The organism is Marinobacterium halophilum (assembly GCF_003014615.1).
In the GTDB taxonomy this organism is placed as follows: domain Bacteria; phylum Pseudomonadota; class Gammaproteobacteria; order Pseudomonadales; family Balneatricaceae; genus Marinobacterium; species Marinobacterium halophilum.
This window is the reverse complement of the sequence record NZ_PYGI01000008.1, coordinates 57,527-79,193: the sequence shown is the minus strand read 5'-3', so window position 1 is coordinate 79,193 and position 21,667 is coordinate 57,527. Positions and strand designations below refer to the sequence as shown.

Here is a 21,667-nt window from a genome sequence, read left to right as displayed (position 1 = left end):
GGCCGATGAGCATGCTGAGTGTGCTGCGCAAGATAGTTCAGGAAGTGAGTACGGCCCCGGATCTGGAAGCGGTGCTTGACCTGATCGTGCGCCGCATCCAGCGTGCGATGCGTACCCAGGTGTGTTCGATCTTCCTGTTTGACTCGGTGCAGCAGCGTTATGTGCTGCGTGCCACTCAGGGCTTGCATCAGGAAGCGGTCGGCAATGTCAGTCTGTCGATGACGGAGGGTATTGTCGGTCAGGTCGGCCAGCGTGCCGAACCCATCAACCTTGAGGATGCTTCTCGCCACCCGGCCTTCCATTATCTGCAAGCCACCGGTGAAGAGCGTTTTCATGCCTTCCTCGGGGTACCGATCATTCATCACCGCAGCGTGCTGGGCGTGCTGGTGGTACAGCAGGTTGAACATCGTCGCTTCGATGAAAGTGAAGAGGCGTTCATGGTGACGGTCTCGGCGCAGTTGGCCGGGATTATTGCCCATGCGGAAGCGACCGGCTCGATCAATTCAGAGCAGCACCCCCAGGCCCATGTCAGGGCCAAGCATGACCGTCACTTCAATGGCGTGGCGGCGGCTTCTGGCGTAGCCATCGGCACGGTGGTGGTGGCGACGCTCGCTGCCGAGCTGGAAACGGTGCCGGACAAGCCCGCGCATGATATCGCGGCGGAGCTGGAAGCGTTCCGTAGTGCCTTGGATGCCGTGCGTGATGATATCCGTACCGTGAGCAAAGGCTTGGCGCAACGGCTGCATTCGGAAGAGCAGGCGCTGTTTGATGTGTACCTGCGCATGCTGGGTGACCCGGCCTTGACCGATGCGATTGAAACCCTGATTCGTGCCGGCAGCTGGGCGCAGGGCGCACTGCGTGATGTGATCCTGGTGCAGGTGCGCCAGTTCAATGCCATGGAAGATCCCTACCTGCGTGAGCGTGCAACAGATGTGCGTGATCTGGGGCGGCGTATTCTCAGTTATCTGCAGGAGGGGGCTGGTCCGGTATCGATCGATTGTCCGGAAGACAGCATCCTGGTTGCCGACGAGCTGTCGCCGACCATGCTGGGGCTGGTGCCGGAAGAAAAGCTGGTGGGATTGGTGTCGGTCAGTGGTTCGGGCACGTCTCATGCCGCGATCATGGCCCGTTCGATCGGCATTCCCACGGTGATGGGGGTGATCGATTTGCCCTTTACCCGTCTTGAGGGGCGTCAGGTCATCGTGGACGGGTACTCGGGACGCGTGTATGTGAATCCGTCCGACAAGTTGCTGGAAGCGTTCCGTGAGGTCATGCGTGAAGAACGTGCGGTGGCGGCGGGGCTGGAAGGGTTGAGGGATCTGCCTGCCGAGACCACCGATGGCTACCGCATGCCGCTTTGGGTGAATACCGGCCTGGTGGCGGATGTGGCGCGTTCACTGCAGCGCGGGGCCGAGGGTATTGGCCTCTACCGCACTGAAATTCCGTTCATGATCCGTGACTTCTTCCCCAGCGAGCAGGAGCAGCTGCAGAGTTACCGCAGTCAGCTGGAGGCCTTTGCGCCGCGACCGGTGACCATGCGTACGCTGGATATCGGTGGCGACAAGGCGCTGCCCTATTTTCCCATTGAAGAAGACAATCCCTTTCTGGGCTGGCGTGGCATCCGGGTGACGCTGGACCATCCCGAGATCTTTCTGGTGCAAGTACGGGCGATGCTGCGCGCATCCGAGGGCTTGAACAACCTGCGCATCATGTTGCCGATGGTGACCAGTGTGCACGAGGTTGATGAGGCCGTGCGGCAGATCGACCGTGCCCTGCTGGAGTTGCAGGATGAGGGTTACCAGGTGCTGCGGCCCTTGATTGGGGTGATGGTTGAAGTGCCGGCGGCGGTTTATCAGGTGCGCCGTTTTGCCCGCATGGTCGATTTTGTCTCGGTCGGCTCCAATGACCTGACCCAGTACATCCTCGCCGTGGACCGTAATAACCCGCGAGTGGCAGGGCTCTATGCCGCGTATCATCCGGCTGTGCTGCGGGCACTGCAGTACATTGCACGGGAAACGCGCAAAGAGGGCAAGCCGGTCTCGATCTGTGGCGAAATGGCTGCAGATCCCGGCGGTGCCCTGCTGTTGATGGCGATGGGATATGAGGTGCTGTCGATGAATTCCAACAACCTGCCGCGGGTGAAATCGGCGATCCGCGGTGTCAGTCTGGCCCGTGCCCAGTCATTGCTCAACCGGGTGTTGCGCATGGATGATGCCGAAGAGATCCATCAGTACCTGCGTCAGACCCTCAAACAGTTGGGATTGGGTCAGTTGACCCGGCCCAAGCTGCCGCACCAGAATCCCTAGCCCATTACGCCAGTAGCGGGCGCTCAAGCTGGAAGCGCCGTCGTCCGCAGGGGCGTGCGTGCGCATCATAGCTTTCCTCCATGAACAGCAAGCGGTCACTGCGGTGCTGCATCATCAAGGTGCTGGCGCGGGTGCCATATTCTTCCGATACGATAAAACAGGATGACAGCAGGCGTTCCCGTGCCAGCGGCAGCCCGGTCGCAGGCAGATGCAGGTCGTCCGGGCGCGAGTGGTCGTGCAGCAGGCGCAGTAGCTGCTCCGGGTTCAGCTGACCACGGGCCAGGCACTGCTGCAGGTGTGAACGCGCGCGCAAGGCTTTCGGCCAGGGTGTATCAAGCAGGGCGTTGCTCAGGCTGTACAGCCCCGGCTGCAAGCGCTGACAGCGGTCGCTGATGTTGCTGTAGTGATAGAATCCGCGATCATCGCTGAGCAAGAGATTGAAGCCGGCATAGCGTGAAGGCTCCAGTGTGGCGCAGAACGTTTCAGTATCGGCGTGGGTGTGGATGAAGTCGGTCACCAGTGCGCCGCGTGAACGTGCCGGCTCCGGTGTCGGCAGGTTCAGGTTGCGGTGGTTAGTGACCAGGGCAAAGCGGTTGTTGTCGCCAAGCCCCATCCAGCTGCCACCGGCACGCAGGTCACGGCCACCCAGTATGGGCTGGTCCGGCCAGACGCTTAGTGGACGTGTGGGGCGGGCGTGAAATTCGTCGCGGTTGGCGACCAGAATCAGTGGCCAGTCGGGGTGCAGGTTCAATGCAAAAACAGCAAGACACATGGCGATCCGGTTTCATCTGTAGGGTTCTGGCTCTAAGATAAACCGCTTTGTCTTGTGGAACTATCATCATGTTGACGACTCTAGCCCTTTATCCGCTGCTGCCCTGGAGTATGCCGGTGGTCGGTATTGTGCTGGTCAGTGCGCTGACAGCCCTGCTGGGTGCCCGTCTGGCTCACCGCCTTCCTGGCCGTGGTGGCGATGCGTTTCATCATTTCCAATCTGGGATAAAACTATATGTGGGTACATGATATCGATCCGTTGGCGCTGCAGCTGGGGCCGTTGAGCATTCACTGGTACGGGCTGATGTACCTGATCGGCTTTGGTGCCGCCTGGTGGTTGGGCAATCGGCGTGCGGCACAGCCGGGGTCGGGCTGGACCGAGCAGCAGGTCTCTGATCTGGTGTTCTGGAGCGCAATCGGCGTCATTCTGGGTGGGCGCATGGGCTATGTGCTGTTCTACAACTTCGACTATTTCCTGCAGGATCCGCTCTGGCTGTTTGCGGTCTGGGAAGGCGGCATGTCGTTCCATGGTGGGCTGCTTGGCGTGCTGGTGGTGCTGGCGCTGTTTGCCCATCGCTATCGCAAGTCCTTCTTTGAAATCGCTGACTTCGTTGCGCCGCTGGTGCCGATCGGGCTGGGGGCTGGTCGATTGGGTAACTTCATCGGCGGAGAGGTTTGGGGGCGAGTAACGGATGTGCCCTGGGGCGTGGTGTTCCCGCGGGCCGGTGATGGCTTGCCTCGGCATCCGTCGCAGCTGTACGAGATGCTGCTGGAAGGGGTGGTGCTGTTCGCGCTGTTGTGGTGGTATTCGGCGAAGCCGCGTCCGCGCATGGCCGTATCGGGGCTGTTCCTGTTGGGGTATGGCGGCTTCCGCTCGCTGGTAGAGCTGGTGCGTGAGCCGGACGGGCACCTCGGCTTCATCGCCTTCGATTGGCTGACGATGGGGCAACTGTTGTCGTTGCCGATGATTCTGCTTGGTGCGTTGTTGATGCTGGTGGCCTATCGGCGCGAAACGGTACGAACCGCCTGAGTCCTGCTGGCTTATATGCGCACCGAGGCATAAAATAAATACCATTTGTTTTTAGGGCGAGACGGTTATGCAGCAGTATCTGGACCTGATGCGAGACATCATCGACAACGGCGTGGACAAGGGTGATCGCACGGGCACCGGGACGCGCTCGTTGTTCGGCCGTCAGTTGCGGTTCAACCTGGCCGAAGGCTTTCCGCTGCTGACGACCAAAAAGGTACACCTTAAATCGGTGATCTGTGAGCTGCTCTGGTTCCTGTCCGGCAGTACCGATAATACCGAGTTGCAACAGCAGGGGGTGCGGATCTGGAACGAGTGGGCGCTTGAAAATGGTGACCTGGGGCCGATCTATGGCAAACAGTGGCGTTCCTGGGTCTGTCCAGACGGCTCCACCATTGACCAGATCGCGACCGTGATCGAGCAGATCAAGCGCACGCCGAACTCCCGTCGGTTGATTGTCAGCGGCTGGAATCCGGCCGACCTTCCCGATGAATCGATGAGCCCGCAGGACAACGTGCGCCAGGGCAAGGCCGCGCTGCCGCCCTGTCATACCCTGTTTCAGTTCTATGTCGCCGATGGCAAGCTCAGCTGTCAGCTGTATCAACGCAGTGCCGACTACTTTCTGGGGGTGCCGTTCAATATCGCCTCCTATGCATTGCTGACTCACATGGTGGCGCAGCAGTGTGATCTGGCGGTGGGCGAGTTTGTACACACCTTCGGTGACCTGCACCTGTATGCCAACCATCTTGATGATCCGGCCATCGTTCAGGAGCAGTTGTCACGGTCGCCAAAGGCGCTGCCGCAGTTACAGATCCGTCGTCGGCCAGCGGATATTTTCAGTTACGAATACGAAGACTTTGAGGTGACCGGCTACGATCCGGACCCGGTCATTCGTGCCCCCATTGCCGTCTGATGCAAGGAGATAACATGCGTCTGGCCATGATTGTTGCCCAGTCACTCAACCGGGTGATCGGTATCGATAACAAACTGCCCTGGTATCTGCCGGAGGATCTGAAGTATTTCAAGCGGGTCACCCTCGGCAAGCCGATCATCATGGGGCGCAAGACCTTCGAGTCGATCGGGCGGCCCCTGCCGGGGCGCACCAATATTATCATCACCCGTGACCCTGCATGGACTCATCCGGGTGTGCGTGTAGTACACGGCCTCGACGAAGGCTTGGCGCTGGGGGAGAGTCTGGCGTTGATTGATGGTGTCGATGAAGCCGTGGTGATCGGCGGTGCCGAAATCTACACGCTTTGTTTGCCGCGGGCGGATCGTTTGTATCTGACTCAGGTGCATGCCGAAATTGAAGGCGATGCCTTCTTCCCCGAGTTGTCGTCCAGCGAATGGCAGGAATTGGCGCGGGAAGATTTTCCAGCCATTGAACCCAATCCTTACGATTACAGTTTTATTGTGCTGGAGCGCAGTGCGGCAGAGGATGCTCATGCTGGATAGATTGCTCGCGGTGCTGGCGGATGGTGCATTTCATTCGGGCAGTGAGCTTGGACGCACGCTGGGGATCAGTCGTAGCGCGGTATGGAAGCATATGCAGCGGTTGCAGGATCTGGAGCTGGAGCTGTACAGCGTCAAGGGGCGCGGATACCGATTGCCGGGTGGACTTGACCTGATCGACGCAGAGGCACTTGCGGCACAGTTGTGCGCGCTGGGTGTGGCTGACCGTTTACAGACGGTTGAAGTGGCAACGGAGATCGATTCGACCAATGCTCGTGCCCTGCAGGCGATGCGGTCCGGTGTGCGTACAGGGCTTTATGTGGCCGAGTATCAGCACGCAGGGCGCGGACGGCGGGGGCGCGAATGGCTCAGTCCGCTGGCATCCAGCCTCTGTTTTACTCTGGCCTGGCGTTTTAATAGCGGTGTCGCCGCACTGGAAGGCTTGAGTCTGGCGGTGGGGTTGGCCTTGCAGCAGGCGCTGGCGCGGATGGGGCTTGAGGGTGTCGGGTTGAAGTGGCCCAATGACCTGCTGGTTGGGGAAGCCAAGCTGGCGGGCATCCTGATTGAGCTCAGTGGCGATGCCGCCGGTGAGTGTCAGGTAGCGATCGGGGTTGGTTTGAATGTGGCGCTGCCGACCGATCTGGCCGAGCAGCTGGATCAGCCCTGCACCGATCTGCGCAGTCTCGGTTTTGAGGGGCAGCGCACCGTACTGCTGTCCACATTGGTGGCTGAGCTGGTCAAGGTGCTGCACCGGTTCGAGTCCGGTGGTTTTGCCCAGCTGCGCGCCGACTGGGAAGCGGCCAATGTCTTTCAGGGCCGTACCGTGCGGCTGGTATCGGGTGTCCACCGTTATGAGGGTGTGTGCCTGGGCGTCACTGATCAGGGGGGCTTGAGGTTGGAGACTGATAAGGGGCATGAAGTCTTTCATGGCGGTGAAGTGAGTGTACGCGCACATGAAACGGCTTGAGTTGGACGCGGGTAATACGTTTATCAAATGGCGTTTGCTGGATGCGGGTGTCGTGCTGGCGCGTGGGCGCTGGTCGACGGCTGGGTTTTCAGCCGAACAGTTGGTCGAGTGTCCGTATTTACCCAGCCGCGTATGGCTGTCATCGGTTGCTGGAGATGGTGTGAATAGTGCGCTGACAGCAGCGGTACAGCAGCGTTGGCAACTGCCGGTTGAGCAGGCGTACAGCGCGGCCGCCGCTGCCGGGGTCGTCAACAGCTACGCCTGCCCCGAGCGCATGGGGGTAGATCGTTGGCTGGCGATGCTGGCGGCTTGGAATCGTATCGGTAAGGCCTGTTGGGTGGTTGATTGTGGCAGCGCGATCACGGTAGATCTGCTGGATGATCAGGGGCGGCACGGCGGTGGCTACATTTTGCCGGGGTTGCGCCTGATGCAGCAGTCCCTGCTGGGGAATACGGCCGAGATTCGCGTGGAGCGCGAAGTGGAGCAGGCATCGGTTCTGCCTGGTTGTGATACCAGCAGTGCGGTTGCCCATGGTGCCAATCTGCAATTGCTGGCGCTGGCTCAACTATTGCGTGCCGGGATGCCGGGGCGGGTGAAAGCGCGCACAGTGGTTGTGACGGGAGGTGATGGTGCCCAGCTGGCGGAAATGATCCCTGAAGCTGAATGGTGCCCGGATCTGGTGATGGATGGCTTGTCATGGGCTCTGGAGTAAATTGATGTTGCGCTGGCTGGCACTGCTGCTGCTGTTGATGAATGCGTTGGTACTGCTTTGGTATGCCCAGCAGCAGGAAGGCGAGCGCGTAACGGTGTCGACCGAAGAGATCAGTCGGCTGCATTTGCTGCATGAGCTGGGGGGTGGTGAGTCGCTGCAGCCAAGGGCGAGCGAATGTCACCGTATTGGCCTGTTTGCGTCACCTCAGGAGGCCCTGCGTGCGGCTGAGCGGCTGCAGGAGCGAGGATTTGATGCCGAGGTGCATCCGGCACCGGCGGCCGTGATCGGATACCGGCTGGTTCTGCCGCGTCCGGCAGATGCGGCCGCCGAGCTGAGCTTGCTTGATCAGTTGGCTCTGGCGGGTTGGGTGCCGCAAACGGAATCGGGTCATTTTGTGTTGGGGCCGTTTCTGGGTGAGCAGGCCCGGCAGGAAGCTGATATCGAGCAGGCCGCGATTGCGTCTGTCTTGGAGTTGACGGCGCAGCGTCAGCCGATACGGGATAGCGTACCGCTGCAGCAGATTTTCACCCGGGTGCCGGAAGCGCAAAATGTCGAACAGCGGCTGCAGCAGATATTGGCCGGTGGCTGGCCGGGAATAAAAATAGAAAAAAAATTGTGTGAAGGGGTTGCACACCCCCAACAGGATCAGTAAGATACGCACCACTTCGCAAGACAAAGCCGGTATAGCTCAGTTGGTAGAGCAACTGACTTGTAATCAGTAGGTCCGGGGTTCGACTCCTCGTGCCGGCACCATCTTGAGAAGCGTTTGAAAGGCTGGTGGGGTTCCCGAGTGGCCAAAGGGATCAGACTGTAAATCTGACGCGCAAGCTTCGGTGGTTCGAATCCACCTCCCACCACCATCTCCGTTAAAGCGGGTATGGTATAGTGGCTATTACCTCAGCCTTCCAAGCTGAAGAGGCGGGTTCGATTCCCGCTACCCGCTCCAACGAAGAAAAAGTTATGCTCATGTAGCTCAGGGGTAGAGCACACCCTTGGTAAGGGTGAGGTCGGCGGTTCAATTCCGCCCATGAGCTCCAGATTGAACGCAGAGGGTAGATATAGAAATATATCTGCCCTTTGTTGTATTTGGCGTCCCCCGAAACGACTTGATCAGGTTGACCTCTCGATGGCTAAGCAAGCATTTGAACGTAACAAGCCGCACGTTAACGTAGGTACTATCGGCCACGTTGACCACGGCAAAACCACACTGACTGCTGCACTGACCCGCGTTTGTGCAGAAGTATGGGGCGGCGCAGCCGTTGCCTTCGACGGTATCGACAATGCACCGGAAGAGCGTGAGCGTGGTATCACCATCTCTACCTCTCACGTAGAGTACGAGTCTCCGGCTCGCCACTACGCGCACGTTGACTGCCCGGGACACGCCGACTACGTCAAGAACATGATCACCGGTGCTGCGCAGATGGACGGCGCGATCCTGGTATGTTCTGCTGCTGACGGCCCCATGCCGCAGACGCGTGAGCACATCCTGCTGTCTCGTCAGGTAGGCGTACCGTACATCGTCGTGTTCCTGAACAAGGCTGACATGGTTGATGACGAAGAGCTGCTGGAACTGGTAGAGATGGAAGTTCGCGAACTTCTTGATCAGTACGACTTCCCGGGTGACGACACTCCGATCGTAATCGGTTCTGCGCTGATGGCACTGAACGGCGAAGACGAGCACGGTTTCGGTACTTCTGCTGTGAAGAGGCTGGTTGAGACTCTGGACGAGTACATCCCGGAACCGGAGCGTGCGATTGACATGCCGTTCCTGATGCCGATCGAGGACGTATTCTCTATCTCTGGTCGTGGTACTGTTGTTACCGGTCGTATCGAGCGTGGCATCCTGAATGTCGGCGACGAGATCGAAATCGTTGGCGTCAAGGACACCACCAAGACTACCTGTACTGGTGTTGAGATGTTCCGCAAGCTGCTGGACCAGGGTCGTGCAGGCGAGAACGTTGGTGCGCTGCTGCGTGGCACCAAGCGTGACGACGTTGAGCGTGGTCAGGTACTGTGCAAGCCGGGTTCAATCAAGCCGCACACCCAGTTCGAAGGCGAAGTCTACGTACTGAGCAAGGAAGAAGGCGGTCGTCACACTCCGTTCTTCAAGGGCTACCGTCCGCAGTTCTACTTCCGTACCACTGACATCACTGGCGCGTGTGAACTGCCGGAAGGTGTTGAGATGGTAATGCCGGGTGACAATGTTCAGATGACCGTTACTCTGATCAACCCGATCGCAATGGAAGAAGGCCTGCGCTTCGCTATCCGTGAAGGCGGCCGTACCGTTGGTGCAGGCGTTGTGGCTAAAATCATCGCCTAATCAATGACAAAAACCTGTTGCATGCAGGTAGGGAGGCGCATATAATGTACCTCCCTGTTACGCAACAGGCCAGTGGCTCAATTGGCAGAGCAGCGGTCTCCAAAACCGCAGGTTGGGGGTTCGAGTCCCTCCTGGCCTGCCATTCCCAATCGGGTTTGGCATCACACAAAGCGCAAGCTTTCATTAAGCCGAGGCTCCAAGCGTGAACTCTAAAGTGACTTCCGAAGGATCTAAGCTCGATAGCCTTAAATGGGTTGTCGTTGTTGCATTGGTTGCGGCTGGTGTTGTAGGGAACTCCATTTTTGCTGGCGAGTCTCTGTTGTACCGCGTTCTCGCGCTGGTTGCGTTGGCGGTTGCTGCGGGTTTTATCGCGCTGCAGACAGCGAAAGGCAAGGCGTTCTTCCAGCTGTTTAAAGAAGCCAAGAATGAAATTCGCAGGGTTGTCTGGCCGACACGTCAGGAAACGCTGCAGACTACCGCTATTGTTGTATTGGCTGTTTTGTTGGTCGGTCTGGCGCTCTGGGGTCTTGATTCCCTGTTGGGGTGGCTGGTTTCCGGCGCTATTGGTTAAGAGGTGTAAGCATGGACATGGACAAGAAGCGCTGGTATGTCGTGCATGCCTACTCCGGCTATGAAAAGCGCGTCATGAATGGTTTGAAAGAGCGGATCGAGCTGCACGGCATGCATGATCTGTTCGGTGATGTACTGGTTCCGACCGAAGAAGTGGTCGAAATTCGTGATGGTAAGAAGCGCAAGTCAGAGCGCAAGTTTTATCCGGGTTATGTCCTCGTGCAGATGGTCATGAATGATGAAACCTGGCACTTGGTCAAAAATACGCCGCGTGTGATGGGCTTCATCGGCGGAACGGCGGACAAGCCGGCACCGATTACCGAGAAAGAAGCGCAGGAAATCCTGCAGCGTGTTGAAAGCGGTACCGATAAGCCGCGGCCCAAGACTGTATTTGAACCGGGTGAGATGGTGCGTGTCATCGACGGTCCTTTTGCTGACTTTAACGGCGTTGTCGAAGAAGTTAACTATGAGAAGAACCGGCTGCACGTGGCTGTACTCATCTTTGGTCGCTCGACTCCGGTTGAGCTGGAATTTACCCAGGTCGAAAAGGCCTGAGGTTCAGTGAACGAAGCCGCCGCAAGGCGGTTTTCGTTGTTGTAATGAATGGGGAGCCTGCGTGGCGTTTGAACCCAAAGGAGTAGCTTAATGGCTAAGAAGATTAACGCTTATATCAAGCTGCAGGTAAAAGCAGGTCAGGCTAACCCGAGTCCTCCAGTAGGTCCGGCTCTGGGTCAGCACGGTGTCAACATCATGGAGTTCTGTAAAGCGTTCAACGCACAGACCCAGGGTATGGAGCCGGGTCTGCCGGTGCCGGTTGTTATCACTGTATACAGTGACCGCAGCTTTACTTTTATCACCAAGACTCCGCCGGCAGCGATCCTGCTGAAAAAAGCGGCTGGTCTGAAAAGCGGTTCTGCGCGTCCGAACACTGAGAAAGTGGGTACTGTTACCCGCGCTCAGCTGGAAGAAATCGCTACTACCAAGCAGCCCGACCTGACTGCGTCCGACATGGATGCTGCGGTTCGTACTATCGCTGGTAGCGCTCGTTCCATGGGTCTGGTCGTAGAGGGTGATGAGTAATGGCTAAGCTGACTAAACGCCAGAAGGCGATCCGTGAGAAGGTTGAAAGCGGCAAGCTTTATCCGGTAGCAGACGCAGTTGCTCTGCTGGGTGAAATCTCTGCAGTCAAGTTCACCGAGTCTGTTGACGTCGCCGTGAACCTGGGTGTTGACCCGCGTAAATCCGATCAGGTTGTTCGCGGCTCCAGCGTACTGCCGAACGGTACTGGTAAAGACGTTCGTGTTGCTGTGTTTGCTCAGGGTGAAAACGCTGAGAAAGCCAAGGCAGCAGGTGCCGATATTGTTGGTTTTGATGATCTGGCTGAACAGATCAAGGCCGGCAATCTGGACTTTGATGTTGTGATCGCGACTCCGGACGCCATGCGCGTCGTGGGTCAGCTGGGTCAGATCCTGGGCCCGCGTGGCCTGATGCCGAACCCGAAAGTCGGCACCGTGACTCCGGATGTGACCACTGCTGTCAACAACGCCAAAGCTGGTCAGGTACGTTTCCGTACTGACAAGAACGGTATCATCCATTGCTCCGTAGGCAAGCTGGGCTTCGAAGGCCAGTCTGTTAAGGAAAACGTGGAAGCACTGTTGGCTGAATTGAAGAAGCTGAAGCCTTCTTCTGCCAAGGGTGTGTACGTTAAGAAAATTACCCTGTCCACTACCATGGGCCCGGGTTTGGCGATCGATCAGTCCTCTCTGAGCTTCTGATCGACGTAAAGGTTTTTTGAGGGTCTTCGTGACCTGTAATACAGAGACGAAGGCCGTCAAAGACCGCAGGTGGTGCTACACCTTCGGGTGGCGGCATCTTAATGGAATCACCAGCCTGCGCAGACGGTGAGATTCACGCGAATCTAAACCACCGTACTCAGAAGTCCCGCAAGGGACGGTTGGTAAACAGTCGAAAGACTAAATCCAGGAGTAAATCGTGGCATTAGGACTCGAAGACAAAAAAGCGATCGTCGCTGAAGTCCAGGAAGCTGCCAAGTCTGCTCTGTCTGCAGTTGTTGCCGATTCTCGCGGCGTAACTGTTGAGCAGATGACTACTCTGCGTAAAGAAGCCCGTGAAAATGGCGTATGGCTGAAAGTCGTACGTAATACACTGGCTCGTCGCGCAGTAGAAGGCACTGACTACGCATGTCTGCAGGACAGCTTTGTCGGTCCGACCATCATCGCATTCTCCACCGAGCATCCCGGTGCCGGTGCGCGTATCCTTAAGGATTTCGCGAAAGGTAACGAGCAGTTTGAACTGAAAACTGCTGCGTTCGAAGGCGAATTGGTCGATATCACAATGCTGGCAAGCCTGCCGACGTACGACGAAGCAATCGCCAAGCTGATGAGCGTTCTCAAAGAAGCTTCGGCTGGCAAGCTGGTTCGTACCATTGCGGCTATTCGCGACCAGAAAGAGCAGGAAGCTGCATAACGCATCGCGTTGGCACCTTTCTGAATGTTTTAACGAGCTATCGCTCTACCCAATTATCAGGATTTGAATCATGTCTCTGACTCACGAAGATATCATCAACGCTGTTGCTGAAATGTCTGTAAAAGACGTTGTTGCTCTGATCGAAGCAATGGAAGAAAAATTCGGTGTTACCGCTGCTGCTGCCGTTATGGCCGGTCCGGCTGGTGATGCTGCTGCTGCTGAAGAACAGACTGAATTTGACGTTGTTCTGACCGCTGCTGGCGAGAAGAAAGTTAACGTAATCAAAGCTGTTCGCGGCGCAACCGGTCTGGGCCTGAAAGAAGCCAAGGCAATGGTTGACGGTGCTCCGGCTACCGTTAAAGAAGGCGTGTCCAAGGACGAAGCCGAAGCGTTGAAGAAAGAGCTGGAAGAAGCTGGCGCATCTGTTGAGCTCAAGTAATCGCGTAAATGCGCAGAAAGCGGCTTAACACTGCTTAAAAGCGTATGGCTGGTGGCGAAGCGCCACCGGCCTTTTTCCGTTATTTATGACAGCAAATAAATAATGGCTACACAGCCCATTCGCAGGCATGCGAAGGACTGGCTTCTCAACCTGGGTGCAGATGCTGGGGAACACTGATGGCTTATTCATATACTGAGAAGAAACGCATTCGCAAGAATTTCGCTAAGTTGCGGCAGGTTATGGATGTGCCATACCTGTTGGCAATTCAGCTCGACTCTTATCGTCGTTTCCTGCAGGATGGCAACGCTGGCGAAGGACGTCGTGACGAAGGCTTGCATGCTGCGTTCAATTCCGTATTTCCAATTGTCTCTTACTCTGGCAACGCCGCTCTTGAGTATGCTGGTTATCGCTTGGGCGAACCCGTATTCGACGTGAAAGAGTGTCAGCAGCGTGGTATTACTTACGCAGCGCCTCTGCGCGTCAAAGTGCGCCTGGTGATCTACGACCGTGATTCATCTACCAAAGCGGTCAAGGACATCAAGGAGCAGGAAGTCTACATGGGCGAAATGCCCCTGATGACTGAAAATGGTACCTTTGTTGTCAATGGTACCGAACGTGTAATTGTGTCCCAGTTGCACCGTTCTCCGGGTGTGTTCTTCGACCACGACAAGGGCAAGACACACTCCTCCGGCAAGCTCCTTTACTCTGCCCGTATCATTCCTTACCGTGGTTCATGGCTCGATTTCGAGTTTGACCCCAAGGACAGCCTGTTCGTGCGTATCGACCGCCGTCGCAAGTTGCCGGCTACGATTCTGCTGCGTGCGCTGGGTTATGAAGCGGAAGAAGTGCTGGAAACCTTCTTCGACACCACCGGCTGGACGCTGGAGCAGGATGCCATCTGGATGGACCTGATCGCGGAACGTCTGCGTGGTGAAACCATGTCGTTCGAGATCAAGGATCCGGAAGGCAATGTCATCGTTGAAGCAGGCCGCCGCATTACCCCGCGTCATATCCGTCAGATGGATAAGGCCGGCATGCAGCAGCTGGAAGTGCCGGCTGAATACCTGATTGGCAAGGCGCTGGCTCGTAACCTGGTAGATCCGAGTACCGGTGAACTGGTTGCCAATTGCAACGCCGAGATCACGGAAGAACTGATCGCCAAGATGCAGGTGCTGGGCATCGATCGCATCGAGACACTGTATACCAACGATCTGGACTGCGGATCGTTCATTTCAGACACTCTGCGTATCGACCCGACCCGCAACCAGCTGGAAGCATTGGTTGAAATCTACCGCATGATGCGTCCGGGCGAGCCGCCCACCAAGGAATCCGCAGAAGCGCTGTTCGAGAATCTATTCTTCTCTGACGAGCGTTACGACCTGTCGGGCGTTGGCCGCATGAAGTTCAACCGCCGTCTGGGTCGCGAAGCCGTGACCGGTTCCGGTGTGCTGGACAAGGATGACATCTTGGATGTCATGAAGACCCTGATCGAGATCCGTAACGGCAAAGGTACCGTCGATGATATCGACCACCTGGGTAACCGTCGTATCCGTTCAGTCGGTGAAATGGCCGAGAACCAGTTCCGTGTAGGTCTGGTCCGTGTTGAGCGTGCCGTGCGTGAGCGTCTGTCGATGGCGGAGTCCGACAACCTGATGCCGCAGGATCTGATCAACGCCAAGCCAGTGGCAGCAGCGGTCAAGGAATTCTTCGGTTCCAGCCAGCTGTCCCAGTTCATGGACCAGAACAACCCGCTGTCCGAGATCACGCACAAGCGTCGTGTCTCTGCATTGGGCCCGGGCGGTCTGACCCGTGAGCGTGCAGGCTTTGAGGTCCGCGACGTACACCCGACGCATTATGGTCGTGTATGTCCGATCGAGACCCCTGAAGGTCCGAACATCGGTCTGATCAACTCGCTGGCAGTCTTTGCTCGCACTAACGATTACGGCTTCCTGGAAACACCGTACCGTCGTGTAGTGGATGGCCAGGTGACCGATGAAATCGATTACCTGTCAGCGATTGAAGAGAACAAGTACGTGATCGCCCAGGCGTCTGCTGCGATGAGCGAAGAAGGTCGTTTGACCGACGATCTGGTTGCGGTACGTCACCTGAACGAATTTACCGTTATGGGTCCGGAACGTGTCCAGTACATGGACGTGTCTCCTCGCCAGGTGGTGTCGGTGGCTGCGTCCCTGATCCCGTTCCTGGAGCACGATGACGCCAACCGAGCCTTGATGGGTTCCAACATGCAGCGTCAGGCCGTGCCGACTCTGCGTGCGGAAAAACCGCTGGTCGGTACCGGTATCGAGCGCAACGTGGCACAGGACTCCGGTGTATGCGTCGTGGCTCGTCGTGGCGGTATTATCGAGTCTGTCGATGCTGCGCGTGTGGTTGTTCGTGTCCATGATGACGAAGTACATGCCGGTGACGCAGGTGTAGATATCTACAACCTGACCAAATACGTGCGTTCCAACCAGAATACCTGCATCAACCAGCGTTCCATCGTCCGTCCGGGCGAATCGGTTCAGCGTGGTGATGTCATGGCTGACGGTCCGTCCGTCGACTTGGGTGAGCTGGCTCTGGGTCAGAACATGCGCATCGCGTTCATGCCGTGGAACGGTTACAACTTCGAGGACTCCATCCTCATCTCCGAGCGTGTGGTTCAGGAAGACCGTTTCACCACGATCCACATTCAGGAACTGACCTGTGTGGCACGTGACACCAAGCTGGGGCCTGAAGAGATTACCTCCGATATCCCCAATGTGGGTGAGTCGGCGCTGGCCAAGCTGGATGAAGCCGGTATCGTTCACATCGGTGCTGAAGTGGGTCCGGGCGACATCCTGGTCGGCAAGGTAACGCCGAAAGGCGAAACCCAGCTGACGCCGGAAGAGAAGCTGCTGCGTGCGATCTTCGGTGAGAAGGCGTCCGACGTTAAGGATACTTCTCTGCGCGTGAAGACCGGTACCATCGGCAAGGTTATCGATGTACAGGTATTTACCCGTGATGGTGTACAGCGTGATGAGCGTGCCCTGTCGATTGAAAAATCGGAGCTGGACGCAATCCGCAAGGACTTGAACGAAGAGTTCCGCATTGTCGAGCAGGCAACGTTTGAGCGTCTGCAGCGCAAGCTGGTGGGCCTGACCGTTGAAGGCGGTGCCGGCCTGAAGAAAGGCGATGCACTGACCGATGAGTTCCTGTCGGGTCTGAAGAAATCCGAATGGTTCAAGATTCGCGTTGCTGACGAAACCATCAGCGAAGAACTCGACCTGGCGCGCAAGCACCTGGAAGAGCGTCGCGAGAACCTCGACAAGCGTTTTGAAGACAAGAAGAGCAAGCTGCAGACCGGCGATGACCTGGCTCCGGGCGTGCTCAAGATCGTTAAGGTTTACGTTGCTACCAAGCGTCGTGTACAGCCGGGTGACAAGATGGCCGGCCGTCACGGTAACAAGGGTGTTATCTCCGTTATCATGCCGGTTGAAGACATGCCTTATGATGCCCATGGCGAGCCGGTCGATATCGTGCTCAACCCGCTGGGTGTACCGTCGCGTATGAACGTGGGTCAGGTTCTTGAAACCCACTTCGGTATGGCGGCAAAAGGTCTGGGTCGCAAGATCAATGTCATGCTGGAAGACGAGCAGGCCAAGGCCGAGAAGGTCAAGGCGCTGCGCAGCTTCCTGGGTCAGATCTATAACGATGATCACGGTGGTTTGACTGCCGGTCGTCAGGAAGATCTGGATAGCTTCAGCGATACCGAAATCCTCGAACTGGCCCATAACCTGAAAGGCGGTGTGCCGTTGGCAACGCCGGTATTCGATGGTGCCAAGGAGAGCGAAGTCAAGGCGCTGCTGCGTCTGGCGGATATGGATGACAGCGGTCAGGTACGTCTGTATGACGGCCGTACCGGTGATATCTTTGACCGTCCGGTGACCGTGGGCTACATGTACATGTTGAAGTTGAACCACTTGGTCGATGACAAGATGCACGCCCGTTCTACCGGTTCCTACAGCCTGGTTACCCAGCAGCCGCTGGGTGGTAAGGCGCAGTTCGGTGGTCAGCGCTTCGGTGAGATGGAAGTCTGGGCACTGGAAGCCTACGGTGCCGCCTACACGCTGCAGGAAATGCTGACCGTGAAGTCGGATGATGTGAACGGCCGTACCAAGATGTATAAGAACATCGTCGACGGCGATCACCGTATGGAACCGGGCATGCCGGAATCGTTCAACGTGTTGATCAAGGAGATCCGCTCTCTGGGTATCGATATCGAGCTCGAGAGCGAGTAAGTCCTGAATGATCACCAGGCCGGGACCCGAGGGTCCCGGCGCAGAGAACTCCGCGAGGAGCTATAGACAATGAAAGATTTGCTGAATCTGCTGAAATCCCAGGGGCAGTCCGAAGAGTTCGACTCTATTCGTGTATCCCTGGCATCACCGGAAATGATCCGTTCCTGGTCTTACGGTGAAGTCAAAAAGCCGGAAACGATCAACTACCGTACCTTCAAGCCGGAGCGTGACGGTCTGTTCTGTGCCAAGATCTTTGGCCCGGTGAAGGATTACGAGTGCCTGTGCGGCAAGTACAAGCGCATGAAGCACCGTGGCGTGATCTGTGAGAAGTGTGGCGTCGAAGTAACCCAGACCAAGGTGCGTCGTGAGCGTATGGCCCACATCGAGCTGGCGTCTCCGGTTGCCCACATCTGGTTCCTGAAATCACTGCCGTCCCGTATCGGTTTGATGCTGGACATGACTCTGCGTGATATCGAGCGCGTACTGTACTTCGAATCATTTGTCGTGATCGAGCCGGGCATGACCACGCTTGAGCGTGGTCAGCTGTTGAATGATGAACAGTACTTCGAAGCACTGGAAGAGTTTGCTGACGAATTCGATGCCCGCATGGGTGCCGAAGCGATCAAGGAACTGCTTGCGTCCATCGATCTGGAAGAAGAGTGCCAGCAGCTGCGTGAAGAACTGCCGCAGACCAACTCTGAGACCAAGATCAAGAAGCTGTCCAAGCGTCTGAAGCTGCTGGAAGCCTTCCTCAAGTCCGGCAACAACCCGGGCTGGATGATCATGGAAGTGCTGCCGGTACTGCCGCCGGATCTGCGTCCGCTGGTACCGCTGGATGGTGGCCGTTTCGCGACCTCGGATCTGAATGATCTGTACCGCCGCGTGATCAACCGTAACAACCGTCTGAAGCGTCTGCTTGACCTGAATGCGCCTGATATCATCGTGCGTAACGAGAAGCGCATGTTGCAGGAATCCGTGGATGCTCTGCTGGATAACGGTCGTCGCGGTCGTGCGATCACCGGTTCCAACAAGCGCCCGCTGAAGTCCCTGGCTGACATGATCAAGGGTAAGCAGGGTCGTTTTCGTCAGAACCTGCTCGGTAAGCGTGTCGACTATTCCGGCCGTTCCGTTATCGTGGTGGGGCCGTATCTGCGTCTGCATCAGTGCGGTCTGCCGAAGAAAATGGCACTGGAGCTGTTCAAGCCGTTCATCTTCTCCAAGCTGGAACTGCGTGGTCATGCGACCACCATCAAGGCCGCGAAGAAAATGGTCGAGCGCGAAGAGCCACTGGTATGGGATATCCTGGATGAGGTCATCCGCGAGCATCCGGTACTGCTGAACCGTGCACCGACGCTTCACCGTTTGGGTATCCAGGCGTTTGAGCCGGTTCTGATCGAAGGTAAGGCTATTCAGCTGCACCCGCTGGTGTGTGCTGCGTACAACGCCGACTTTGACGGTGACCAGATGGCGGTACACGTACCGCTGACCATCGAAGCACAGCTTGAAGCCCGTGCCTTGATGATGTCGACCAACAACATCCTGTCACCGGCGAACGGCGAGCCGATCATCGTACCGTCCCAGGACGTGGTACTGGGTCTGTATTACATGACCCGTGAGCGTATGGGTGCACCGGGTACTGGCATGATGTTCTCCGACATCAAAGAGGTACAGCGTGCCCATGGTGCCGGTCAGGTTCATCTGCAGGCGCGTATCAAGGTGCGTGTACACGAAGTGATTCGTGACATTCAGGGTAACGTTGAGAAGCGCTACGGCCTGAAGGACACCACGGTCGGTCGTGCGCTGTTGTTTGATATCGTACCTGATGGCCTCCCGTACGATCTGGTCGATCAGACGATGAAGAAGAAGTCGATCTCGCGTCTGCTTAACGAGGCGTACCGTCGCTGCGGTCTGAAAGATACCGTTATCTTTGCTGACCAGCTGATGTACATGGGTTTCCGTCAGGCAACCATGTCCGGCTCTTCCATCGGCGTAAACGATTTCGAGATCCCGGATGAGAAGGTCGTGATCATCGCTGAGGCGGATGCCGAAGTGAAAGAGATCGAGCGCCAGTTTGCTGACGGTCTGGTTACCCAGGGCGAGAAGTACAACAAGGTTATCGATATCTGGTCCCGTGCCAACGAATTGCTGGCCAAGAAGATGATGGACAACCTGAAGGTTGATATCGTCACCGACGCCGAAGGCAATCAGGTCGAGCAGGAATCGTTCAACTCCGTTTACATGATGGCCGACTCCGGTGCACGAGGCAGTGCAGCCCAGATTCGTCAGCTGTCCGGTATGCGTGGTCTGATGGCGAAGCCGGATGGCTCCATCATCGAAACGCCGATCGTGGCAAACTTCCGTGAAGGTCTGAACGTACTTCAGTACTTCATCTCGACCCACGGTGCGCGTAAGGGTCTTGCGGATACGGCACTGAAAACGGCGAACTCCGGTTACCTGACTCGTCGACTGGTTGACGTGGCGCAGGACGTGGTGATCACCGAAGTGGATTGCGGTACCGACCGCGGCGTCATGGTGCAGCCGATGATCGAGGGTGGCGATGTAATCGTGGCTCTGGGTGAGCGCGTGCTGGGTCGTGTCGTGGCTGAAGACGTGCTGGATCCGAGCGAAAGTGAAACCCTGATTCCGGCCGGTACGCTGATCGATGAAACCTGGGTATACCTGCTGGAAAACGACGAAGCCTACAGTGGCATCGACGAAATCATGGTGCGTTCAGCGATCGCCTGTGAATCCAAGGTCGGTATCTGTTCCAGCTGTTATGGTCGCGACCTGGGTCGTGGACATCTGGTCAACCGTGGCGAAGCCGTGGGCGTTATTGCCGCGCAGTCAATCGGTGAGCCGGGTACACAGCTGACCATGCGTACTTTCCACATCGGTGGTGCGGCTTCTCGAGCAGCAGCAGTGGATAACATCCAGGTGAAGAACGGCGGTGAAATCCGTCTGCATAACCTGAAGTATGTTGAGCGTACCGATGGCAACCTGGTAGCGACCTCTCGTTCCGGTGAAGTCGGTGTGACCGATGAACACGGTCGTGAGCGCGAGCGTTACAAGCTGCCGTACGGTTCCATCATCAAGGTACGTGATGGTTCCAAGGTCGATGCCGGCGCTGTCGTGGCCAACTGGGATCCGCATACCCACCCGATCGTCACCGAGGTGGCAGGTAAGATCGAATACGTGGGCATGGATGATGGTATTACCATCAAGCGTCAGACGGATGAGTTGACCGGTCTGTCCACGATCGAGATCCTGGATGCCAAGGACCGTCCGCAGGCGGGCAAGGATATTCGTCCGATGATCAAGTTGGTTGATGCCAACGGTCAGAACGTATTCCACCCGGGTACCGAAATGCCGGCGCAGTATTTGCTGCCTGCCAAGGCGATCGTGAACCTGAACGACGGTGCTGATGTTCAGATCGGTGACATCCTGGCGCGTATTCCGCAGGAAGGCTCGGTCAACAAGGACATCACCGGTGGTCTGCCGCGTGTTGCCGACCTGTTTGAAGCGCGTAAGCCGAAAGAATCCGCTGTACTGGCAGAAGTGTCCGGTGCCGTGACCTTCGGTAAAGAGACCAAAGGCAAGCGTCGCATCGTGATTACGCCGAACGATGGCAGTGATCCGGTCGAGATCATGATCCAGAAGTGGCGTAACCTGAACGTATTCGAAGGCGAATCCGTTGAGAAGGGTGAGGTCATCTCTGATGGTCCGTCCAACGCTCACGATATCCTGCGCATTCTGGGTGTCAAAGAGCTGGCCAACTACATCGTCAGCGAAATCCAGGAGGTTTACCGCCTCCAGGGTGTAGCGATCAACGATAAGCATATCGAAGTGATCGTGCGCCAGATGCTGCGCAAGGCCGAGATTCTGGAAACCGGCGATTCCGATTTCATCCCGGGTGACCAGGTTGAATATGCGGCAATCGTTGCACAGAACACGCGCCTGGAAGCCGAAGGCAAGATTCCGTGCAAGTACGAACGTGTACTGCTGGGTATTACCAAGGCATCACTGGCAACCGAATCCTTCATCTCCGCGGCCTCCTTCCAGGAGACAACCCGCGTACTGACTGAAGGTGCGGTAACCGGTAAGCGCGACTTCCTGCGTGGTCTGAAAGAGAACGTAGTTGTGGGACGTCTGATTCCGGCTGGTACCGGTCTGGCGTATCACAGCGAACGCAAGCGTAAACGTCAGATGGCAACTGAAGGTGTGACTGTGAGTGCGGAAGAGGTGCAGCAGGCACTGACCGCAGCACTCAACGCCTCCATGTCGCCGGACGCTGAGTAAATATTGCTCAATAATTGACGTAGGGGGCCGGAATTGATTAGAA

18 protein-coding genes and 5 tRNA genes are annotated in these 21,667 nt (G+C 57.0%); 22 read left to right on the top strand and 1 reads right to left on the bottom strand.

Features of this window, described 5'->3' with window-relative positions:
- The first annotated feature begins 11 nt into the window (after positions 1 to 11).
- Positions 12 to 2,306 (top strand): phosphoenolpyruvate--protein phosphotransferase, encoded by a 2,295-nt coding sequence (ptsP, locus tag CLV44_RS07205; RefSeq protein ID WP_106591499.1) that lies wholly within the window; start codon positions 12 to 14, stop codon positions 2,304 to 2,306.
- A 4-nt stretch (positions 2,307 to 2,310) separates the two neighbouring features.
- Here the strand turns inward: ptsP and CLV44_RS07200 are convergent, their stop codons facing one another.
- Complete coding sequence (locus CLV44_RS07200) at positions 2,311 to 3,078, bottom strand: NRDE family protein (RefSeq protein ID WP_106591440.1); 768 nt, start codon at positions 3,076 to 3,078, stop codon at positions 2,311 to 2,313.
- Between the two features lie 68 nt (positions 3,079 to 3,146).
- On the opposite strand from CLV44_RS07200, the gene CLV44_RS17210 reads away from it, so the two are divergent.
- The 21 genes from CLV44_RS17210 to rpoC all read left to right on the top strand — a co-directional run bounded on the left by CLV44_RS17210 (position 3,147) and on the right by rpoC (position 21,624).
- A complete protein-coding gene (locus CLV44_RS17210; protein WP_146139983.1) occupies positions 3,147 to 3,326 on the top strand; it encodes a hypothetical protein in 180 nt (59 codons plus the stop codon).
- The gene (gene lgt, locus CLV44_RS07195; protein ID WP_106591439.1) at positions 3,313 to 4,107 is read left to right on the top strand and encodes a prolipoprotein diacylglyceryl transferase; all 795 of its coding nucleotides are present in this window, start codon (positions 3,313 to 3,315) and stop codon (positions 4,105 to 4,107) included. The genes CLV44_RS17210 and lgt overlap by 14 nt, the downstream gene beginning before the upstream one ends.
- 67 nt (positions 4,108 to 4,174) lie before the next feature.
- Positions 4,175 to 5,017 carry a thymidylate synthase gene (locus CLV44_RS07190; protein WP_106591438.1) on the top strand — a complete coding sequence of 281 codons (843 nt, stop codon included), beginning with the start codon at positions 4,175 to 4,177 and terminating at the stop codon, positions 5,015 to 5,017.
- Positions 5,018 to 5,031: 14 nt separating this feature from the next.
- A complete protein-coding gene (locus tag CLV44_RS07185) occupies positions 5,032 to 5,559 on the top strand; it encodes a dihydrofolate reductase (RefSeq protein WP_106591437.1) in 528 nt (175 codons plus the stop codon).
- Positions 5,549 to 6,523: a bifunctional biotin--[acetyl-CoA-carboxylase] ligase/biotin operon repressor BirA gene (gene birA, locus CLV44_RS07180; RefSeq protein WP_106591436.1), complete on the top strand. Its 975-nt coding sequence runs from the start codon at positions 5,549 to 5,551 to the stop codon at positions 6,521 to 6,523. The genes CLV44_RS07185 and birA overlap by 11 nt, the downstream gene beginning before the upstream one ends.
- The gene (locus tag CLV44_RS07175) at positions 6,510 to 7,235 is read left to right on the top strand and encodes a type III pantothenate kinase (protein ID WP_106591435.1); all 726 of its coding nucleotides are present in this window, start codon (positions 6,510 to 6,512) and stop codon (positions 7,233 to 7,235) included. The genes birA and CLV44_RS07175 overlap by 14 nt, the downstream gene beginning before the upstream one ends.
- Before the next feature lie 4 nt (positions 7,236 to 7,239).
- Positions 7,240 to 7,887 carry a hypothetical protein gene (locus tag CLV44_RS07170; RefSeq protein ID WP_106591434.1) on the top strand — a complete coding sequence of 216 codons (648 nt, stop codon included), beginning with the start codon at positions 7,240 to 7,242 and terminating at the stop codon, positions 7,885 to 7,887.
- Positions 7,888 to 7,912: 25 nt separating this feature from the next.
- Positions 7,913 to 7,988: transfer RNA gene (locus CLV44_RS07165), tRNA-Thr, on the top strand.
- A gap of 23 nt (positions 7,989 to 8,011) precedes the next feature.
- Positions 8,012 to 8,095, top strand: a tRNA-Tyr gene (locus tag CLV44_RS07160).
- Positions 8,096 to 8,106: 11 nt separating this feature from the next.
- Positions 8,107 to 8,181: transfer RNA gene (locus CLV44_RS07155), tRNA-Gly, on the top strand.
- 16 nt (positions 8,182 to 8,197) lie between these two features.
- Positions 8,198 to 8,272, top strand: a tRNA-Thr gene (locus CLV44_RS07150).
- A gap of 89 nt (positions 8,273 to 8,361) precedes the next feature.
- Positions 8,362 to 9,555: an elongation factor Tu gene (tuf, locus tag CLV44_RS07145; RefSeq protein WP_106591433.1), complete on the top strand. Its 1,194-nt coding sequence runs from the start codon at positions 8,362 to 8,364 to the stop codon at positions 9,553 to 9,555.
- 66 nt (positions 9,556 to 9,621) lie between these two features.
- A tRNA-Trp gene (locus tag CLV44_RS07140) sits at positions 9,622 to 9,697 on the top strand.
- 60 nt (positions 9,698 to 9,757) lie between these two features.
- On the top strand, positions 9,758 to 10,126 hold the full coding sequence (secE, locus tag CLV44_RS07135; protein WP_106591432.1) for a preprotein translocase subunit SecE: 369 nt from the start codon (positions 9,758 to 9,760) through the stop codon (positions 10,124 to 10,126).
- A gap of 11 nt (positions 10,127 to 10,137) precedes the next feature.
- A complete protein-coding gene (gene nusG / locus CLV44_RS07130) occupies positions 10,138 to 10,680 on the top strand; it encodes a transcription termination/antitermination protein NusG (protein ID WP_211298097.1) in 543 nt (180 codons plus the stop codon).
- A gap of 90 nt (positions 10,681 to 10,770) precedes the next feature.
- A complete protein-coding gene (gene rplK / locus CLV44_RS07125) occupies positions 10,771 to 11,205 on the top strand; it encodes a 50S ribosomal protein L11 (RefSeq protein WP_106591431.1) in 435 nt (144 codons plus the stop codon).
- Positions 11,205 to 11,900, top strand: coding sequence for a 50S ribosomal protein L1 (gene rplA / locus CLV44_RS07120; RefSeq protein WP_106591430.1), 696 nt, complete (start codon positions 11,205 to 11,207; stop codon positions 11,898 to 11,900). Before rplK ends, rplA begins: the two co-directional genes overlap by 1 nt.
- A 217-nt stretch (positions 11,901 to 12,117) precedes the next feature.
- Positions 12,118 to 12,612, top strand: a complete 495-nt coding sequence (gene rplJ, locus CLV44_RS07115; RefSeq protein ID WP_106591429.1) for a 50S ribosomal protein L10 — start codon at positions 12,118 to 12,120, stop codon at positions 12,610 to 12,612.
- Positions 12,613 to 12,682: 70 nt separating this feature from the next.
- Positions 12,683 to 13,051, top strand: coding sequence for a 50S ribosomal protein L7/L12 (gene rplL / locus CLV44_RS07110; RefSeq protein WP_106591428.1), 369 nt, complete (start codon positions 12,683 to 12,685; stop codon positions 13,049 to 13,051).
- A gap of 176 nt (positions 13,052 to 13,227) precedes the next feature.
- Entirely contained in the window at positions 13,228 to 17,328 is a 4,101-nt protein-coding gene (gene rpoB / locus CLV44_RS07105; RefSeq protein ID WP_106591427.1) for a DNA-directed RNA polymerase subunit beta, read from the top strand.
- A 69-nt stretch (positions 17,329 to 17,397) separates the two neighbouring features.
- Positions 17,398 to 21,624, top strand: coding sequence for a DNA-directed RNA polymerase subunit beta' (gene rpoC / locus CLV44_RS07100; protein WP_106591426.1), 4,227 nt, complete (start codon positions 17,398 to 17,400; stop codon positions 21,622 to 21,624).
- The last annotated feature ends 43 nt before the right edge of the window (positions 21,625 to 21,667 follow it).

What these genes read in the sequence shown, in the direction of transcription:
- lgt (WP_106591439.1), top strand. Translation starts at nt 3,313, where the DNA reads ATGTGGGTACATGATATCGATCCGTTGGCGCTGCAGCTGGGGCCGTTG.
- nusG (WP_211298097.1), top strand. Translation starts at nt 10,138, where the DNA reads ATGGACATGGACAAGAAGCGCTGGTATGTCGTGCATGCCTACTCCGGC.
- CLV44_RS07170 (WP_106591434.1), top strand. Translation starts at nt 7,240, where the DNA reads ATGTTGCGCTGGCTGGCACTGCTGCTGCTGTTGATGAATGCGTTGGTA.
- rpoC (WP_106591426.1), top strand. Translation starts at nt 17,398, where the DNA reads ATGAAAGATTTGCTGAATCTGCTGAAATCCCAGGGGCAGTCCGAAGAG.
- CLV44_RS17210 (WP_146139983.1), top strand. Translation starts at nt 3,147, where the DNA reads ATGTTGACGACTCTAGCCCTTTATCCGCTGCTGCCCTGGAGTATGCCG.
- birA (WP_106591436.1), top strand. Translation starts at nt 5,549, where the DNA reads ATGCTGGATAGATTGCTCGCGGTGCTGGCGGATGGTGCATTTCATTCG.
- ptsP (WP_106591499.1), top strand. Translation starts at nt 12, where the DNA reads ATGCTGAGTGTGCTGCGCAAGATAGTTCAGGAAGTGAGTACGGCCCCG.
- CLV44_RS07200 (WP_106591440.1), bottom strand. Translation starts at nt 3,078, where the DNA reads ATGTGTCTTGCTGTTTTTGCATTGAACCTGCACCCCGACTGGCCACTG.
- tuf (WP_106591433.1), top strand. Translation starts at nt 8,362, where the DNA reads ATGGCTAAGCAAGCATTTGAACGTAACAAGCCGCACGTTAACGTAGGT.
- CLV44_RS07190 (WP_106591438.1), top strand. Translation starts at nt 4,175, where the DNA reads ATGCAGCAGTATCTGGACCTGATGCGAGACATCATCGACAACGGCGTG.
- rpoB (WP_106591427.1), top strand. Translation starts at nt 13,228, where the DNA reads ATGGCTTATTCATATACTGAGAAGAAACGCATTCGCAAGAATTTCGCT.
- CLV44_RS07175 (WP_106591435.1), top strand. Translation starts at nt 6,510, where the DNA reads ATGAAACGGCTTGAGTTGGACGCGGGTAATACGTTTATCAAATGGCGT.
- rplL (WP_106591428.1), top strand. Translation starts at nt 12,683, where the DNA reads ATGTCTCTGACTCACGAAGATATCATCAACGCTGTTGCTGAAATGTCT.
- rplA (WP_106591430.1), top strand. Translation starts at nt 11,205, where the DNA reads ATGGCTAAGCTGACTAAACGCCAGAAGGCGATCCGTGAGAAGGTTGAA.
- rplK (WP_106591431.1), top strand. Translation starts at nt 10,771, where the DNA reads ATGGCTAAGAAGATTAACGCTTATATCAAGCTGCAGGTAAAAGCAGGT.
- CLV44_RS07185 (WP_106591437.1), top strand. Translation starts at nt 5,032, where the DNA reads ATGCGTCTGGCCATGATTGTTGCCCAGTCACTCAACCGGGTGATCGGT.